This is a genomic window from Streptococcus oralis subsp. oralis, assembly GCF_000960035.1.
GTDB classification, from domain to species: domain Bacteria; phylum Bacillota; class Bacilli; order Lactobacillales; family Streptococcaceae; genus Streptococcus; species Streptococcus oralis_G.
This window is the reverse complement of the sequence record NZ_JYGR01000002.1, coordinates 14,174-30,260: the sequence shown is the minus strand read 5'-3', so window position 1 is coordinate 30,260 and position 16,087 is coordinate 14,174. Positions and strand designations below refer to the sequence as shown.

The 16,087-nt window shown below is 41.4% G+C and carries 17 protein-coding genes; 15 read left to right on the top strand and 2 right to left on the bottom strand.

Annotation, left to right across the window (positions count from 1 at the left end):
* Positions 1–77: 77 nt before the first annotated feature.
* The 15 genes from TZ92_RS00380 to TZ92_RS00310 all read left to right on the top strand — a co-directional run bounded on the left by TZ92_RS00380 (position 78) and on the right by TZ92_RS00310 (position 13,602).
* A complete protein-coding gene (locus TZ92_RS00380; protein WP_000390738.1) occupies positions 78–284 on the top strand; it encodes a hypothetical protein in 207 nt (68 codons plus the stop codon).
* Entirely contained in the window at positions 281–475 is a 195-nt protein-coding gene (locus TZ92_RS00375) for a hypothetical protein (RefSeq protein WP_000709167.1), read from the top strand. Before TZ92_RS00380 ends, TZ92_RS00375 begins: the two co-directional genes overlap by 4 nt.
* Positions 462–1,337, top strand: coding sequence for an ABC transporter ATP-binding protein (locus TZ92_RS00370; protein ID WP_000216045.1), 876 nt, complete (start codon positions 462–464; stop codon positions 1,335–1,337). The genes TZ92_RS00375 and TZ92_RS00370 overlap by 14 nt, the downstream gene beginning before the upstream one ends.
* Before the next feature lie 12 nt (positions 1,338–1,349).
* A complete protein-coding gene (locus TZ92_RS00365) occupies positions 1,350–2,084 on the top strand; it encodes an ABC transporter permease (protein ID WP_000794227.1) in 735 nt (244 codons plus the stop codon).
* A 4-nt stretch (positions 2,085–2,088) separates the two neighbouring features.
* Positions 2,089–3,186: a sensor histidine kinase gene (locus TZ92_RS00360; RefSeq protein WP_033630367.1), complete on the top strand. Its 1,098-nt coding sequence runs from the start codon at positions 2,089–2,091 to the stop codon at positions 3,184–3,186.
* A 1-nt stretch (position 3,187) separates the two neighbouring features.
* Positions 3,188–3,787: a response regulator transcription factor gene (locus TZ92_RS00355; protein ID WP_000772063.1), complete on the top strand. Its 600-nt coding sequence runs from the start codon at positions 3,188–3,190 to the stop codon at positions 3,785–3,787.
* 318 nt (positions 3,788–4,105) lie between these two features.
* A complete protein-coding gene (gene rpsL, locus TZ92_RS00350) occupies positions 4,106–4,519 on the top strand; it encodes a 30S ribosomal protein S12 (RefSeq protein ID WP_001142332.1) in 414 nt (137 codons plus the stop codon).
* 19 nt (positions 4,520–4,538) lie between these two features.
* Positions 4,539–5,009, top strand: a complete 471-nt coding sequence (gene rpsG / locus TZ92_RS00345) for a 30S ribosomal protein S7 (protein ID WP_000087873.1) — start codon at positions 4,539–4,541, stop codon at positions 5,007–5,009.
* 276 nt (positions 5,010–5,285) lie between these two features.
* Positions 5,286–7,367: an elongation factor G gene (gene fusA, locus TZ92_RS00340; RefSeq protein WP_000090339.1), complete on the top strand. Its 2,082-nt coding sequence runs from the start codon at positions 5,286–5,288 to the stop codon at positions 7,365–7,367.
* A 321-nt stretch (positions 7,368–7,688) separates the two neighbouring features.
* Positions 7,689–9,389: an acetolactate synthase large subunit gene (locus TZ92_RS00335; protein WP_000411745.1), complete on the top strand. Its 1,701-nt coding sequence runs from the start codon at positions 7,689–7,691 to the stop codon at positions 9,387–9,389.
* Positions 9,382–9,858 carry an acetolactate synthase small subunit gene (ilvN, locus tag TZ92_RS00330; RefSeq protein ID WP_033630366.1) on the top strand — a complete coding sequence of 159 codons (477 nt, stop codon included), beginning with the start codon at positions 9,382–9,384 and terminating at the stop codon, positions 9,856–9,858. Before TZ92_RS00335 ends, ilvN begins: the two co-directional genes overlap by 8 nt.
* A gap of 90 nt (positions 9,859–9,948) precedes the next feature.
* Positions 9,949–10,971, top strand: coding sequence for a ketol-acid reductoisomerase (gene ilvC, locus TZ92_RS00325; RefSeq protein WP_000290683.1), 1,023 nt, complete (start codon positions 9,949–9,951; stop codon positions 10,969–10,971).
* A 79-nt stretch (positions 10,972–11,050) separates the two neighbouring features.
* Complete coding sequence (gene ilvA, locus TZ92_RS00320) at positions 11,051–12,301, top strand: threonine ammonia-lyase IlvA (protein ID WP_033630365.1); 1,251 nt, start codon at positions 11,051–11,053, stop codon at positions 12,299–12,301.
* Positions 12,302–12,383: 82 nt separating this feature from the next.
* Positions 12,384–13,280 carry an SPFH domain-containing protein gene (locus TZ92_RS00315; protein WP_033630364.1) on the top strand — a complete coding sequence of 299 codons (897 nt, stop codon included), beginning with the start codon at positions 12,384–12,386 and terminating at the stop codon, positions 13,278–13,280.
* 106 nt (positions 13,281–13,386) lie between these two features.
* The gene (locus TZ92_RS00310; RefSeq protein ID WP_001130031.1) at positions 13,387–13,602 is read left to right on the top strand and encodes a capsule biosynthesis transcriptional regulator; all 216 of its coding nucleotides are present in this window, start codon (positions 13,387–13,389) and stop codon (positions 13,600–13,602) included.
* Between the two features lie 92 nt (positions 13,603–13,694).
* On the opposite strand, the gene TZ92_RS00305 is transcribed toward TZ92_RS00310, so the two are convergent.
* Positions 13,695–14,435, bottom strand: a complete 741-nt coding sequence (locus TZ92_RS00305) for an amino acid ABC transporter ATP-binding protein (RefSeq protein ID WP_033630363.1) — start codon at positions 14,433–14,435, stop codon at positions 13,695–13,697.
* The gene (locus TZ92_RS00300; protein WP_033630362.1) at positions 14,432–15,997 is read right to left on the bottom strand and encodes an ABC transporter substrate-binding protein/permease; all 1,566 of its coding nucleotides are present in this window, start codon (positions 15,995–15,997) and stop codon (positions 14,432–14,434) included. Before TZ92_RS00300 ends, TZ92_RS00305 begins: the two co-directional genes overlap by 4 nt.
* Between the last annotated feature and the right edge of the window lie 90 nt (positions 15,998–16,087).

Here is a 16,087-nt window from a genome sequence, read left to right as displayed (position 1 = left end):
TATGACATTTGTCATATTTCCTAGTGACAGAAGCATCTAGCTCAGTTAACTTCAAAGGACTATAATTGAAGTATGAAATGGAGGAAGAAAAAATGAAAAATAAAATGATTGTCGCAGTGAGTTTAGTAGCAGCAGGAGTTATGACCTATCTCATGTTTTCAGGATTGGACGAGGGTTTCTATCATTTTCCTTGGGAGCTCTTTGCTGGCTTTGGAATGATGTCTTGGCTTGTCAGAGAAGGTTTGAAATTAGTCAGAGATGTAAAAAAGGAGTTTGAGGAATGAAAAAAGCAATCATCTATTTCTTTATCGGCCTGTCACTCTTGGTATGGTTAGTGGAAATGTTTACTGGTTGGTTTGACCAAACCGTGCTTCGCCAATTTATTCGTGGTGCTTGGGGTTTTGGGTTTATGATTTTCGTCGTTTTCCCTATGGGAATGAAGTGGTTGAAAGGAGAATCTCATGACTGTGATTAAAGTTGAGAAATTGAGTAAGAAAATAAAAGACAAGGAGATCTTGCGGAACATCTCCTTTGAAATCAACGATGGTGAATGTGTCGCCTTGATCGGACCTAACGGAGCAGGTAAGACGACCTTGATTGATTGCCTCTTGGGCGACAAGTTCGTGAGCTCAGGTCAGATAGCTATTCAAGGCTTTGCACCAACAGATCCTCGATTAAAGCAGCTTATTTCTATCTTACCTCAAGAAAATACGGTGGTTCAAGACTTGAAAGTGAAAGAACTCTTATCCTTCTTTCAATCAATCTATCCAAACTGTCTCTCGAATCAAGAAATTGATGACTTGCTGAGATTTTCGGACAAACAGAAAAATCAGCTAGCGGGCAAGTTGTCTGGTGGGCAAAAACGTTTGTTCTCTTTCGTGTTGGCACTAATAGGTCGTCCGAAAATTCTATTTTTGGACGAACCAACTGCTGCCATGGATACCTCGACACGTCAGCATTTTTGGGAAATTGTCAATCAGTTAAAGAAAAATGGTATCACCATTGTCTACTCTTCTCACTATATCGAAGAGGTAGAACATACGGCTGACCGCATTTTGGTCCTCCACAAGGGTGAATTGATCCGGGATACGACACCTTATGCCATGCGTGGTGAAGAACAAGAAAAACATTTTACGGTACCACTAACTTATCAGGAAGTTATCAGCACTTTGGACCAGATTCAAGGGCTTGAAATCAAGCAAAATGCTCTTTCCTTCACAACCAAAGAAGCCAGCCAGGTATGGAAAGTCTTGCAAGAACAGGGCTGCATGATCGAAGAAATTGAAGTTCGCAATCGAACTCTCTTAGACAGTATCTTCGAAACGACTCAAGACTAAAGGAGATTGACGATGAAAAATATGACAAGTCTCATGAAAGTGGAAATCATTCTGATGAAACGGCAAGCAGTCTACTACTTGCTATCCATCGGACTTCCAAGTGTGTTTTACCTTATCTTTTCTGGTATGATGTCAGGGTCAGATATTCCAGAAATTGCTCTTCAAGCCTATCTTTTTGCCATGACGCTCTTTAGTATCATGTCAAGTGCTTTTTTCAGTATCCCAAGCACACTCGAGTCTGATAAGACAAACAACTGGCAAAAATTGATTCAACATTCTCCCGTATCTATGGTAGAATATTATGTATCAAAACTGTTCAGTACCCTACTGACTTTCTTGTTATCAATTACAGTTGTCTTTTCAGTTGGTCATTTTGTCCGTGGAGTGACTCTGCCTTGGCTTGACTGGATGGTAATTGGTGCTATTTTGCTGATCGGAAGCGTGGTCTTTATCAGCATGGGGGTCTTGGTGAGCTTGCTACCCAGTGCTCAACTGATGACGGTTGTTGGAAATATTGCCTATATTGCTTTGGCTGTTCTAGGTGGACTGTGGTTCCCCTTGGATTCCTTCCCAGAATGGCTCCAATCTATTGGAAAGCTGACTCCAACCTATCAACTGATGCAGGTCGTCTCTACTTATTTGGAACACCATGAATTTAATATTCTTTCTGCCTTGGTTGTGCTAGGCTATACAGTTTTCTTTGGTGTACTGGTAATCCAGCTGAAAAAAAGGATTGAGGTAAAATAAATCTATGTTGGAAAAATTTAAAAACATTCATTATATGTTTCATATTTCAATTGTGTTTATCATCTTTCCTATAGCGGGTGTCATCGTTGGAGATTACCCGCTTTTAACCTTGCTATGGACCCTACTATTTGTACTTGCCTTCTATTCGGTTTTAATCAGTCAGAATCGCACCGTGCAGTGGCTAGCATGGTGGTCCATGCTTGTCTACATTTTTTATACATCTGTTTGGCTAAGTTCAGGTTTCACATGGTTTATCTTTTATTTATCCAATCTCCTTATTTATGAGCTGGATGAGATTTCTTTTCACTCTTGGCGTTTTGTCAGTTTTATTGTCCTGCAACCGTTCATTCTGACCGGAATCTATATGGTCAATCATGTTAGTCCCTGGCAGCTACTCTTTTTCTTGGTGACCTTTATCTTTTCCGATGCAATGACCTTTGGTCTTTATCGAATTCGATTGTCGGAGGACATAAAAGAAGAAAAGAGAAAGCAAAATGCTAAGCTTAATCTTTTCTTGGCTGAAAATGAACGCAATCGTATCGGTCAGGATCTCCATGACAGTCTAGGCCATACATTTGCTATGTTGAGTGTGAAGACGGATCTTGCCCTCCAACTTTTTCAGATGCAGGCTTATCCACAGGTGGAAAAGGAATTAAGAGAAATACAGCAAATTAGCAAAGAATCAATGCGTGAAGTTCGAACCATTGTGGAAAATCTTAAGTCTAGAACTTTGACATCAGAACTAGAGACTTTGAAAAAGATGTTAGAAATTGCTGGAATTGAGGTGGAAATAGCTAATCAACTAGATACAGCTAGCTTAACTCAGGAATTAGAGTCAACAGCCTCCATGATTTTGCTTGAGTTAGTGACCAATATCATCAAACACGCCAAAGCGTCTAAAGCCTACTTAAAATTAGAACGGACAGAGAAAGAACTCATTCTAACAGTGAGAGATGATGGCTGTGGCTTTGCTTCACTAAAAGGAGATGAACTCCATACCGTTCGGGACCGTGTCCTTCCTTTTTCAGGAGAAGTAACAGTGATCAGTCAGAAACAGCCGACTGAAGTGCAGGTTCGGCTACCTTATAAGGAGAGAAACTAAGATGAAACTACTTGTTGCAGAAGATCAAAGTATGTTGCGAGATGCTATGTGCCAGTTGCTTACCTTTCAACCAGATGTAGAGTCTGTCCTACAAGCCAAGGATGGCCAAGAAGCAATCCAACTCTTAGAAAAGGAGCCCGTAGATATCGCCATTCTTGACGTAGAAATGCCTGTTAAGACAGGCCTCGAAGTCTTGGAGTGGATACGAGCAGAAAAGTTAGAAACAAAGGTGGTTGTGGTGACGACCTTCAAGCGCCCTGGCTATTTTGAACGTGCGGTCAAGGCTGGAGTGGATGCTTATGTCTTAAAAGAAAGAAGCATTGCAGACCTCATGCAAACCTTGCACACTGTTCTTGAAGGACGTAAGGAATATTCGCCTGAATTGATGGAAGTGGTGATGACGCATCCTAACCCGTTAACAGAGCAAGAAATCGCAGTTTTAAAGGGAATCGCACAGGGCTTATCTAACCAAGAAATCGCAGACCAACTCTATCTATCAAATGGAACCGTCCGAAACTATGTCACCAATATTCTTTCGAAACTAGATGCTGGTAATCGAACAGAGGCAGCCAACATTGCAAAAGAATCTGGTTGGCTTTGATAAGAAGGGGTAAAAAATTCCGAAATGACAACTTGAATCAAAGGAAAACCATACTAGAAAGGAGGAGGCAAATTGCCTCCTTTTCTGGTTTAGAAAAGCGGTGAAAACTAGTGTCAAAGAGTTAAAAGATCAGAATAAAAATGAAAAATATCTTGACAATGAAGGAAAAATTGTGTTACAATAATAGACGGTACTTTTTACTTTTGGTCTCTCAAAAGTGTACAGGGACGTGCTGACAAATGTTGCAAAAGTACACACAGATGGTAGCTGTCACCAAGTGTATCATCACCAAAAATAAAAAAACACAGGAGAATGTAGATGCCTACAATTAACCAATTGGTTCGCAAACCGCGTAAATCAAAAGTAGAAAAATCTAAATCACCAGCTTTGAACGTTGGTTACAACAGTCATAAAAAAGTTCAAACAAACGTTTCTTCACCACAAAAACGTGGTGTTGCAACTCGTGTGGGAACAATGACACCTAAAAAACCTAACTCTGCCCTTCGTAAATTCGCTCGTGTACGTTTGAGCAACCTTATCGAAGTTACTGCCTACATCCCAGGTATCGGACACAACTTGCAAGAGCACAGCGTGGTGCTTCTTCGTGGTGGACGTGTAAAAGACCTTCCAGGGGTACGTTACCATATCGTCCGTGGTGCACTTGATACTGCAGGTGTTAACGATCGTAAACAAGGCCGTTCTAAATACGGTACTAAACGTCCAAAAGCATAAGGAAAGGGGATAAAGAGAAATGAGTCGTAAAAATAGAGCTCCAAAACGTGACGTATTGCCAGATCCGCTTTACAATTCACAACTAGTTACTCGTCTTATCAACCGCGTTATGCTTGATGGTAAACGAGGTACAGCTGCTTCAATCGTTTACGGTGCTTTTGAGCAAATCAAAGAAGCTACTGGAAACGATGCACTTGAAGTATTTGAAACAGCTATGGAAAACATCATGCCTGTACTTGAAGTACGTGCACGTCGTGTTGGTGGATCTAACTACCAAGTCCCAGTTGAAGTTCGTCCAGAACGCCGTACAACACTTGGACTTCGTTGGTTGGTAACAATCGCTCGCCTTCGTGGTGAACACACAATGCAAGACCGTCTTGCAAAAGAGATCTTGGATGCTGCGAACAACACTGGTGCAGCAGTTAAGAAACGTGAAGACACTCACCGTATGGCTGAAGCTAACCGTGCCTTCGCACACTTCCGTTGGTAAAATCATGATGCTAGGAACGGTAAGGATGCAAGGTGAAAATAGGAAACTGACGCAGTATTCGACGAATACAAGGAAGTTTATCTTTTTCACACAGCATCCCGTTCCGGCTCAAATAGGCTAATTAACTTTAGCCTGAGTTCAATTCAACTTGTATACAAGTTGAAACCAACAAAAACAAGATAAACATTGAGAACGGGTAGGTCCTGCCTATCCGTTTTTATTAAAATCGTGTTATAATAGAATAGAAATTAAAAATAAATAGGAGAAACAAACCTCATGGCACGCGAATTTTCACTTGAAAAAACTCGTAATATCGGTATCATGGCTCACGTCGATGCCGGTAAAACAACAACTACTGAGCGTATTCTTTACTACACTGGTAAAATCCACAAAATCGGTGAAACTCACGAAGGTGCGTCACAAATGGACTGGATGGAGCAAGAGCAAGAACGTGGTATCACTATCACATCTGCTGCGACAACAGCTCAATGGAATAACCACCGCGTAAACATCATCGACACACCAGGACACGTGGACTTCACAATCGAAGTACAACGTTCTCTTCGTGTATTGGACGGTGCGGTTACTGTTCTTGACTCACAATCAGGTGTTGAGCCTCAAACTGAAACAGTTTGGCGTCAAGCAACTGAGTACGGAGTTCCACGTATCGTATTTGCCAACAAAATGGACAAAATCGGTGCTGACTTCCTTTACTCAGTAAGCACACTTCACGACCGTCTTCAAGCAAACGCACACCCAATCCAATTGCCAATCGGTGCTGAAGATGACTTCCGCGGTATCATCGACTTGATCAAGATGAAAGCTGAAATCTATACTAACGACCTTGGTACAGATATCCTTGAAGAAGATATTCCAGCTGAATACCTTGACCAAGCTCAAGAATACCGTGAAAAATTGGTGGAAGCAGTTGCTGAAACTGATGAAGACTTGATGATGAAATACCTTGAAGGTGAAGAAATCACTAACGAAGAATTGAAAGCTGCTATCCGTAAAGCAACTATCAACGTTGAATTCTTCCCAGTATTGTGTGGTTCTGCCTTCAAGAACAAGGGTGTTCAATTGATGCTTGATGCGGTTATCGACTACCTTCCAAGCCCACTTGACATCCCAGCGATCAAAGGTATCAACCCAGATACAGACGAAGAAGAAACTCGTCCAGCATCTGACGAAGAGCCATTCGCAGCTCTTGCCTTCAAGATCATGACTGACCCATTCGTAGGTCGTTTGACATTCTTCCGTGTATACTCAGGTGTTCTTCAATCAGGTTCTTACGTATTGAACACTTCTAAAGGTAAACGTGAACGTATCGGACGTATCCTTCAAATGCACGCTAACAGCCGTCAAGAAATTGACACTGTTTACTCAGGTGATATCGCTGCTGCCGTTGGTTTGAAAGATACTACAACTGGTGACTCATTGACAGATGAAAAAGCTAAAATCATCCTTGAATCAATCAACGTTCCAGAACCAGTTATCCAATTGATGGTTGAGCCAAAATCTAAAGCTGACCAAGATAAGATGGGTATCGCCCTTCAAAAATTGGCTGAAGAAGATCCAACATTCCGCGTTGAAACAAACGTTGAAACTGGTGAAACAGTTATCTCAGGTATGGGTGAGCTTCACTTGGACGTCCTTGTTGACCGTATGCGTCGTGAGTTCAAAGTGGAAGCGAACGTAGGTGCTCCTCAAGTATCTTACCGTGAAACATTCCGCGCTTCTACTCAAGCACGTGGATTCTTCAAACGTCAGTCTGGTGGTAAAGGTCAATTCGGTGATGTATGGATTGAATTTACTCCAAACGAAGAAGGTAAAGGATTCGAATTCGAAAACGCAATCGTCGGTGGTGTGGTTCCTCGTGAATTTATCCCAGCGGTTGAAAAAGGTTTGGTAGAATCTATGGCTAACGGTGTTCTTGCAGGTTACCCAATGGTTGACGTTAAAGCTAAACTTTACGATGGTTCATACCACGATGTCGACTCATCTGAAACTGCCTTCAAGATCGCGGCTTCACTTGCTCTTAAAGAAGCTGCTAAGTCAGCACAACCAGCTATCCTTGAGCCAATGATGCTTGTAACCATCACTGTTCCTGAAGAAAACCTTGGTGATGTTATGGGTCACGTAACTGCTCGTCGTGGACGTGTAGATGGTATGGAAGCTCACGGTAACAGCCAAATCGTTCGTGCTTACGTTCCACTTGCTGAAATGTTCGGTTACGCAACAGTTCTTCGTTCAGCATCTCAAGGACGTGGTACATTCATGATGGTATTTGACCACTACGAAGATGTACCTAAGTCAGTACAAGAAGAAATCATTAAGAAAAACAAAGGTGAAGACTAATCAGTCCTCACTATAGAAGGAAGTCACTTAGTGGCTTCCTTTTTGTCTTTAACTATTCATTTTTGCTGAATATAGTATACAAATTTGGTCGCTAAGTGAGAAAAATACTAATTCTATCCAGAAAGAAAATAATCTAATTTGATAAATTAAAGTAAATAAAGGTTCCTAATTCCGTAGAAAAGTTAATAAAAATGAGGAAAAGATTCATAAATACACTTTTAGATAGAAAATTCAGAAAATTAACTCTTTTGCCTTGAAAATTTTTGAAAAAATGGTATGATAGTAACAAGCTATTTTTTTAAGAGAAGAGAAAGGGGAACAATGGAGAAAATCAGTTTAGAATCTCCTAAGACGGGGTCGGACCTAGTTTTGGAAACACTTCGGGACTTAGGGATTGATACTATTTTTGGTTATCCTGGTGGTGCAGTCTTACCTTTGTATGATGCGATATACAATTTTAAAGGTATTCGCCACATCTTAGGACGCCATGAGCAAGGTTGTTTGCACGAAGCTGAAGGATATGCCAAATCAACTGGAAAGTTGGGCGTTGCCGTCGTCACGAGTGGACCCGGAGCAACAAATGCCATTACAGGGATTGCAGATGCCATGAGCGATAGCGTTCCCCTTTTAGTCTTTACAGGTCAAGTTGCAAGAGCTGGGATTGGAAAGGATGCCTTTCAGGAGGCGGACATCGTGGGTATTACCATGCCCATTACCAAGTACAATTACCAAGTTCGTGAGACAGCAGATATTCCTCGTATCATTACGGAAGCTGTCCATATCGCAACGACAGGTCGACCAGGTCCAGTTGTGATTGACTTACCAAAGGATGTATCAGCTCTAGAGACAGATTTCATCTATTCACCAGAAGTTAATTTACCAAGTTACCAACCAACGCTTGATCCGAATGACATGCAAATCAAGAAAATCTTGAAGCAATTGTCAAAAGCCAAGAAACCTGTTTTGTTAGCAGGCGGTGGTATCAGCTATGCGGAAGCTTCTAAGGAGCTCAATGAATTTGCTGAACGTTACCAAATTCCAGTAGTCACTAGTCTTTTAGGGCAAGGAACCATTGCAACGAGTCATCCGCTCTTCCTAGGGATGGGAGGCATGCACGGTTCTTTCGCAGCCAACATTGCAATGACGGAAGCGGACTTTATGATTAGTATTGGTTGCCGTTTCGATGACCGCTTGACTGGGAACCCTAAGACCTTCGCGAAGAATGCTAAGGTTGCCCATATCGACGTTGACCCAGCTGAGATTGGTAAGATTATCAGTGCAGATATTCCTGTGGTGGGGGATGCTAAGAAAGCCTTGCAGATGCTACTGGCAGAACCAACTGTTCATAACAATACTGAAAAGTGGATTGAAAAAGTTACCAAGGACAAGAATCGAGTTCGTTCTTATGATAAGAAAGAACGTGTGGTTCAACCGCAGGCCGTTATTGAACGCATCGGTGAGTTGACGAATGGAGATGCCATTGTTGTCACAGACGTAGGGCAACACCAAATGTGGACAGCTCAGTATTATCCTTACCAAAATGAGCGTCAGTTAGTCACTTCAGGTGGTTTGGGTACCATGGGGTTCGGCGTTCCTGCAGCTATCGGAGCCAAGATTGCCAATCCAGAAAAAGAGGTCATCCTTTTTGTCGGCGATGGTGGTTTCCAAATGACCAACCAAGAGCTAGCAATCCTAAACATCTACAAGGTGCCGATTAAGGTTGTCATGTTGAATAACCACTCACTAGGAATGGTTCGTCAGTGGCAGGAATCCTTCTATGAGGGTAGAACTTCCGAGTCAGTCTTTGATACACTTCCTGACTTCCAGCTGATGGCACAGGCTTACGGTATCAAAAACTATAAATTTGATAATCCAGAGACGATAGAGAAGGATCTAGAAGTCATTCTGGAGGATGTGCCCATGTTTATCGAGGTGGATATTTCTCGTAAGGAACAGGTCTTACCGATGGTACCAGCTGGTAAGAGCAATCATGAGATGTTGGGGGTGAAGTTCCATGCGTAGAATGTTAACAGCTAGATTGCAAAACCGTTCAGGAGTTTTGAATCGTTTTACAGGTGTCCTTTCTCGTCGTCAAGTCAATATTGAGAGTATCTCAGTTGGTGCGACAGAGAACCCCAATGTATCTCGTATCACCATCATTATTGATGTAGCATCTCATGATGAAGTAGAGCAAATCATTAAACAGCTCAATCGTCAGATTGATGTGATTCGCATTCGAGATATCACAGATAAACCACACTTGGAAAGAGAAGTTATCTTGGTAAAAGTATCTGCTCCTGCTGAGAAGCGTGCAGAAATCTTGGCTATTATCCAACCTTTCCGTGCAACGGTAGTAGATGTGGCTCCAAGTTCAATCACCGTCCAGATGACGGGAAATGCTGAAAAGAGTGAAGCTTTATTGCGAGTGATTCGACCATATGGTATTAAAAATATCGCTCGTACGGGTGCAACTGGATTTACCCGTGACTAATACTCTTTGATTTTCATTGAGTATAAAATCCAGCATAAATTTGTTAAACCAGCCTATAAGGCAATAAAAAATAGAAAAGAGAGAAAAACTATGGCAGTTCAAATGGAATACGAAAAAGATGTTAAAGTAGCAGCGCTTGACGGTAAAAAAATCGCCGTAATCGGTTATGGTTCACAAGGACATGCGCATGCGCAAAACTTGCGTGATTCAGGTCGTGATGTCATCATCGGTGTGCGTCCAGGTAAATCTTTTGACAAAGCAAAAGAAGATGGATTTGACACTTACACAGTAGCAGAAGCAACCAAATTGGCTGACGTTATTATGATTTTGGCACCAGACGAAATCCAACAAGAATTGTACGAAGCAGAAATCGCTCCAAACTTGGAAGCTGGAAATGCTGTTGGATTTGCTCATGGTTTCAATATCCACTTTGAATTTATCAAAGTTCCTGCAGATGTAGATGTCTTCATGTGTGCTCCTAAAGGACCAGGACATTTGGTACGTCGTACTTACGAAGAAGGATTTGGTGTGCCAGCTCTTTATGCAGTTTACCAAGATGCAACAGGAAATGCGAAAAACATTGCTATGGACTGGTGTAAAGGTGTTGGTGCAGCTCGTGTTGGTTTGCTTGAAACAACTTACAAAGAAGAAACTGAAGAAGATTTGTTTGGTGAACAAGCTGTACTTTGTGGTGGTTTGACTGCCCTTATCGAAGCAGGTTTTGAAGTCTTGACAGAAGCAGGCTATGCCCCAGAATTGGCTTACTTTGAAGTTCTTCATGAAATGAAATTGATCGTTGACTTGATCTATGAAGGTGGATTCAAGAAAATGCGTCAATCTATTTCAAACACTGCTGAATACGGTGACTATGTATCAGGTCCACGTGTGATTACTGAGCAAGTTAAAGAAAACATGAAAGCTGTTTTGGCAGATATCCAAAATGGTAAATTTGCAAATGACTTTGTAAATGACTACAAGGCTGGTCGTCCAAAATTAACTGCTTACCGTGAACAAGCAGCTAACCTTGAAATTGAAAAAGTTGGTGCAGAATTGCGTAAAGCAATGCCTTTCGTTGGTAAAAACGACGACGACGCATTCAAAATCTACAATTAATTCTTGTAAAGAGAGACAGAAGGCGAGTTGGGGGTACCTAACTCGTTTTTTATCTTGAAAAGTACTTGAGGAGGAGACAATGCTAAGTGCAAAAGATGTGGTGAAAGCCCACAAAGTTTTGAGTGGTGTAGTAGTTGATACACCACTAGAATATGATCATTATTTATCAGAAAAATACCAAGCAAAGATTTATCTCAAAAAGGAGAATGCGCAACGAGTTCGCTCTTTTAAAATTCGTGGAGCCTATTATGCCATTTCTCAACTATCAAAAGAAGAACGCGAGCGTGGTGTAGTCTGTGCTTCTGCGGGAAATCATGCCCAAGGTGTCGCCTATACTTGTAATGAGATGAAGATTCCTGCAACAATTTTTATGCCTATTACAACACCGCAACAAAAGATTGGGCAGGTTCGCTTTTTCGGTGGAGAGTTCGTGACAATCAAGTTGGTTGGGGATACCTTTGATGCTTCTGCTAAGGCAGCACAAGAGTTTACACTGTCGGAAAACCGCACCTTCATCGATCCTTTTGATGATGCGCATGTTCAGGCTGGTCAAGGGACGGTAGCCTATGAAATTCTTGAAGAAGCCCGTAAAGAGTCCATTGATTTTGATACAGTACTTGTACCAGTAGGCGGTGGCGGATTGATTGCCGGTGTTTCTACTTATATTAAGGAAACCAACCCGACCATTGAAGTGATCGGGGTAGAAGCTAATGGTGCTCGCTCTATGAAAGCTGCCTTTGAAGCTGGAGGACCAGTTAAACTCAAAGAAATTGATAAGTTCGCTGATGGGATAGCCGTACAAAAGGTTGGACAATTAACCTATGAAGCAACGCGAAAGAATGTTGAAACGTTGATTGGGGTGGACGAGGGATTGATTTCTGAAACCTTGATTGATCTTTATTCCAAACAAGGTATTGTAGCAGAACCAGCCGGAGCTGCCAGCGTTGCAGCCTTGGAAGTTTTATCAGACTATATCAAAGGCAAGACGATTTGTTGTATCATTTCTGGAGGAAATAACGATATCAACCGTATGCCAGAGATGGAAGAACGTGCCTTGATTTACGATGGAATCAAGCATTACTTTGTAGTGAATTTCCCACAACGTCCAGGAGCTCTACGAGAGTTTGTAAATGACATTTTGGGGCCAAATGATGACATCACTCGTTTTGAATATATCAAACGAGCAAGCAAGGGGACAGGCCCTGTCTTGATTGGGGTAGCCCTTGCCAATAAGCATGATTATGCTGGATTGATTCATCGAATGGAAAAGTTTGACCCATCTTATATTAATTTGAATGGGAACGAAACGTTGTATAATATGCTAGTTTAAGCTAAAATAAAATTATTATCATATTATTTGCGTAATGGTAATGATGGTGCTATAATGAGGGTGACGAAAGGGGGAGATTCCCATGTTTTTACAAATTTTACTTGTTTTATTGTTTTTAGTGGTGATTGTATCAGTGATTATGGTTAGTTCTGTGTATGTGGTTCGACAACAATCTGTCGCTATCATAGAACGCTTTGGTAAATACCAAAAGTTGAGTAATAGTGGTATTCATTTACGAGCTCCTTTTGGAATTGATAGGATTGCGGCAAGAGTTCAACTACGCTTGTTGCAAAGTGAGATTGTTGTAGAGACAAAGACGCAAGATAATGTATTTGTAACGATGAATGTGGCAACTCAGTATCGAGTAAATGAAAACAATGTCACAGATGCCTATTATAAATTGATGCGTCCAGAAGCCCAAATTAAATCCTATATTGAAGATGCTTTGCGTTCATCTGTACCAAAGCTAACTCTAGATGAGTTGTTTGAGAAGAAGGATGAAATCGCCTTAGAAGTTCAAAAACAAGTGGCTGAAGAAATGTCTACGTATGGGTATATCATTGTCAAAACGCTGATTACTAAGGTTGAACCTGATGCTGAAGTAAAACAATCAATGAATGAAATTAACGCGGCTCAACGTAAGAGAGTTGCGGCGCAAGAGCTTGCTGAAGCAGATAAGATTAAAATCGTGACCGCAGCAGAAGCAGAAGCAGAAAAAGATCGCCTACATGGTGTAGGGATTGCAGAGCAGCGTAAAGCAATTGTTGACGGACTAGCTGATTCTATCCAAGAGTTAAAGGGAGCCAATGTTGAGCTAACTGAAGAACAAATCATGTCTATCCTATTAACGAACCAGTATTTAGATACGTTGAATAATTTTGCAGATAAAGAGGGTAATAATACAATCTTTCTACCAGCAAATCCTAATGGAGTCGAGGACATAAGAACTCATATATTATCGGCTTTAAAAGCCAAATAAAAATATGCGGAATAATATAGTTGCGACGAATATATGTTTTTTTATTGACAAACGAAATAAAAACGTATACAATTAAGTATTGTAAAGAATAATTTAGGAGAAGAACATGGCTAAGTCGAACTTTGAAAAAGTAGAAGCAGTTGTTGGCTGGGTTCGTGATAAGAAAATCACAGGCTACCGTATCTCTAAAGAAACGAATGCGCGTGAAATGTCTATCATTGCTCTAGCACAAGGACGCGCAAAAGTTAAAAATATTTCATTTGAAACAGCTCTTGGTTTAATCGATTTCTATGAAAAAAATCATGAAAAATTTGAAGATTAAACTGTGGTCACAGGCAGATTCCTGAATCGAGTCTGACCTTTCTTTACAATTACAAACTAAAAAGACTGCATTCTTTATGCAGTCTTTGTTTATTAGCTGAGATAGCGTTGAAGAAATTCTTTTGTCCGTTTTTCTTTAGGGTTCGTGAAGAGTTCTTCTGGTTTGCCTTCTTCAGCAATGACACCCTTATCCATAAAGATGACACGGTGAGAGACATCGCGAGCGAACTCCATTTCGTGGGTTACGACGATCATTGTCAAGCCTTCTTGAGCCAAATCCTGCATAATTTTGAGGACTTCTCCAACCATTTCAGGGTCAAGAGCAGATGTTGGTTCGTCGAAGAGAATGGCATCAGGATTCATGGAGAGAGCGCGGGCGATAGCCACGCGTTGTTTTTGTCCCCCTGAGAGTTGTTTCGGCTTGGCTTGCCAGTAGCGTTCTCCCATGCCAACTTTTTCGAGATTCTCTTTGGCAATTTTTTCAGCTTCAGAGTGATCACGTTTAAGGACAGTCGTCTGAGCGACGATTGTATTTTCAAGGACATTCAGATTTTCAAAGAGATTGAAAGATTGGAAAACCATACCGAGTTTTTCACGATAATGGGTGAGGTTATAGCCTTTTTCTAAGACATTTTCTCCTCGATAGAGAATCTCTCCCTCTGTAGGTGTTTCTAGTAAATTAATTGAACGAAGGAAGGTTGATTTTCCACTTCCTGAGCTCCCGATGATGGAAATAACCTCTCCTTTATGGACGGTGAGAGAAATGTCTTTTAGCACTTCGTTTTGCCCATATGATTTTTTGAGGTGTTTGATTTCAAGAATTGGTTGTGTCATTTTTTCAAATCCTCCGTTTGCATTTGGTTAGCACCTGTAGTGTAAGTATCCATGTCCATACGACGTTCGATGAAGCGTAGGATACGGGTCACAGTGAAGGTGAGGACAAAGTAAATCACGGCGATGATGGTAAAGGTCTGGAAGTATTGATAGGTTTGTGTTGCTACAGTATTTCCTGAGAAATAAAGCTCAACAACTGAAATAACGTTCAATACAGAGGTATCTTTGATATTGATGACAAACTCATTACCAGTAGCAGGTAGAATATTACGGACAACCTGAGGCAGGACAATCTTACGCATGGTTTGATTGTGGGTCATACCAAGAGCAGTTGCAGCTTCAAACTGTCCTTTGTCAACTGCTAGAATACCACCACGAACGATCTCTGTCATGTAGGCTCCCGTATTGATTGAGACGATGAAGATAGCGGCTAGTGTGCGGTCAAGGTTAATACCAAAAGCCTGGGCAGTTCCATAGTAGATAACCATAGATTGAACAATCATTGGCGTACCACGGAAGATCTCGATATAGACATTGAGAATCCAACCGACTAGTTTCTGTAGGGCGTACATTGCCTTGTTCTCAGATAGTGGAGCGGTACGGAAGACCCCGATCGCAAGTCCGATAAGGAGACCTGTGATGGTTCCGATAATGGAGATTAAGAGTGTGATACCAGCACCACGCAAGAGTTGTTGCCAGTTCTCAGAAAGAATCTTAGCGACTTGGCTAAAGAAACTACTTTCTTCCTCTGTTGTTGTAGACTCCACAGGTTGCTCTTTGATCATACGATCCATGAGGGCTATTTGTTCATCCTTAGAGATGGTTTCGATGCTGGCATTGATTTGGCTGATACGGCTGTCATCTTTACGAAGTCCAATGGCAATAGCTGTATCTTCTTCGCCAGTTTTGAAACCTGGTTGAGGTTGGATCATTTTGAACTTAGCGTTAGCAGACTCAGCAGTCATTGCTTCAGGTCGTTCAGAAACATAGGCATCAATAACACCGGCCTCCAGAGCTTGACGCATTTGGGCGAAGTCGCCCATAGCTGTTTCTTTTTTGGCACCTGGAATTTGAGAAATCAGGTCATAAAGGTAAACACCTTGTTGAGAAGTGATTTTTGCTCCGTTAAAGTCCTCTAAAGATTTGGCATTGGCATAGGCAGAGTCCTTTTTTACCAATAGAACCGGTTCGCTAGTATAGTAACTGCTTGAAAAAGCAATTTCTTGTTTGCGTTCAGCGGTTGGGCTCATACCGGCAATGATCATATCAATTTTGCCAGAAGTAAGGGCTGGAACAAGTCCTTCCCATTTGGTTTTCACAACCAAAGGTTCCTTACCAAGGTCTTTGGCAATCTTTTTAGCAATTTGAACATCGTAGCCGTTGGCATATTGGTTGGTACCGTCGATTTTGACGGCGCCGTTACTATCGTCGTCTTGAGTCCAGTTGAAGGGAGCGTATGCTGCCTCCATCCCGATGCGTAAATATTCGTCGGCTTGGACTTGGCTAACTAGTCCTAAGGTAAGGGCTAGGCTAGCAAGGATAGATAAGCATAATTTTTTCATGTTTTCTCCTATTTCTAGTCTAAAAATGACTCTCTCTATTGTATCTAAAAATAGTGAGATTTTCAATACAAGTAAGCCTTTACTTATAAA